Origin of the sequence: Rhizobium sullae (assembly GCF_900169785.1) — a bacterium.
GTDB lineage: Bacteria > Pseudomonadota > Alphaproteobacteria > Rhizobiales > Rhizobiaceae > Rhizobium > Rhizobium sullae.
The window spans coordinates 1-1833 of record NZ_FWER01000149.1 but is presented as its reverse complement, the minus strand read 5'-3'; the positions used below and the strand labels follow the sequence as shown (position 1 = coordinate 1833).

Genomic DNA, 1833 nt, shown 5'->3' with positions numbered 1-1833 from the left:
GATCAATGGGAAATTTCAATCCGCTCGCCCCGCGCCGATGCTTGGGTTCGTAAAGAACTATGCGAACCGTTCGGTCATTGTCTCGGCGGAAGCATCGTCGTCGACGTTTTGAGCGCAGATCGATTTATCAAAAGTGCACGGGCTCAGGGTTTTCGCATTGAGTTCGTGGGGCTCGGCGGCAAAGATCTCCTTTAGGAAATCTCAGCGGCTGTCAGCGGATCGAGCAGCCGACAATGAACTCGCCCCTCTCCTATCGGCCATGTTGGTTCTGTTTTGACTGCCAATTCATAGCGCCGGTCTGAGCCCTAATGGCACAGGAGAACCGGTACCTCGAGGCCGTTAAGCAACGATCGCGTAACGCCTCCCAGAATAAGTTCGCGCAATCTAGAGTGTCCGAAACCTCCAGCAATCAGCAAGTCTGCCCGCGCTTCAGCTGCAGCGGACTGAATTGTGCCGGCTACCGGAGCTCCCTGTGATTGCGCATTGACAATCTCGACAGCAAGACCGGCGTCGCGAACAAGCGCCGCAAAGCGATCGCGAAGGTCGGCGTCTATCGCCTTGTCGTCCGTGACGGAGATGAGTACAGCCTTCGATGCCTTGTCCAAAAACACGCGGGCTCCGGTCAGCGCCCGCGCCAAAGTCGCGCTGCCATCCCATGCAATTGCGACTGTATCGATTCGGCCGCAACAATTGTCCGCCGGGAACAACAGCAGTGGTCTCCCGCTCTCGAATAGAATGCGCTCGATCACGGAACTGGCTATTGGCGAGGTTTCCATGATCGAGAGGTCGTAGATACGCGAGATCTCCGCAATTCTGTCGCCGATGAGCGGCTGCGTAGCCTCAAATGATGAGATCGTCACTGCCAGGTCGGCCTTACCGGCATAATCGCGCACGGTTTCGATCAGCGTCGCAGCGCAATCCCGGCTGGAGCGCTCGGCGTCAGCACTCATTTTCTCGACATCGACATCGATGATCGACGGAAATGGTGGGGAGACCCTCGGTATCTTGACCTGGAATACGCTGACACGAAGCCTCGCTTCCTGGTGACGTGCAAAATCGATGGCATTCTGGATCAGAGCAAAAGAGCTGGGATCTGGATAGGTAAGCAAAGGCAGATGGAACTGTGCGTTCATAGCGTATCTCCTCATCTCGGCTCCAAGGTGGAATGCTCGTCCGAATGGTTCATGCCTGCGTTGATCTTGCGCAAATGGCGTTGCCAACGATCAAGATTGCTCCCCCCACCAAGCGGATCCTGTTGCCAGGCACGAAATTTGGAAAGGCATGCGGCGCGATTAATGCTGATCAATGTGCCATCTGGCGGTTGGTTTATGAAGAGCTTAAGGTTCAAGAAGACTCACGAGCATGGTTTCGCCGTCACGGAACAATGACGGCCGCGCCGCTAAACCGACCTGCGCGAAGGTCCGCAAGAGCCTCGTTTGCCCGTTCGAGTGGATAGGTGACCGTGTGCGTGCGCACAGTCGCCTCGCGGGCGATCGGAAAGAACTGCGTGGCGTCTTCACGGGTAAGATTTGCAACGGAAACAAGCTCCCGCTCACCCCACAGCAGGGTATAAGGCATGGCCGGGATGTCGCTCATATGAATGCCGCCGCAAACGACGCGGCCACCCTTGCGGACCGCCTTGAGAGCGGCCGGGACGAGCCCGCCGACCGGCGCAAAGATGATCGCCGCATCCAGCAGCACCGGCGGGCTGTCGTCCGAGCTTCCCGCCCATGCGGCTCCGAGACTTATGGCGAAACGTTGCGCTTCATCGTCCCCGCGGCGCGTAAAGGCATAGACTTCACGGCCTTGCCACACGCATACTTGGGCAATGAT

The 1833-nt window shown here is 57.6% G+C and carries 2 protein-coding genes and 1 pseudogene; 1 reads left to right on the top strand and 2 read right to left on the bottom strand.

From position 1 onward, the window contains the following. Positions 1-195: pseudogene (locus BN1800_RS42095) on the top strand (hypothetical protein); the annotation flags it as partial. A gap of 110 nt (positions 196-305) precedes the next feature. Here BN1800_RS42095 and BN1800_RS39395 read toward each other — a convergent pair. Together BN1800_RS39395 and BN1800_RS39390 are read right to left on the bottom strand one after the other, a co-directional pair. Continuing rightward, positions 306-1133: a universal stress protein gene (locus tag BN1800_RS39395; RefSeq protein ID WP_087006329.1), complete on the bottom strand. Its 828-nt coding sequence runs from the start codon at positions 1131-1133 to the stop codon at positions 306-308. 241 nt (positions 1134-1374) lie between these two features. After that, positions 1375-1833, bottom strand: a 459-nt coding sequence (locus BN1800_RS39390; RefSeq protein ID WP_143534269.1) for a zinc-binding dehydrogenase, incomplete at its 5' end; no start/stop codon positions are given.

Bases quoted from the DNA above. Each gene is read 5' to 3' on its own strand.
- BN1800_RS39395 (WP_087006329.1), bottom strand. From the start codon at position 1,133: ATGAACGCACAGTTCCATCTGCCTTTGCTTACCTATCCAGATCCCAGC.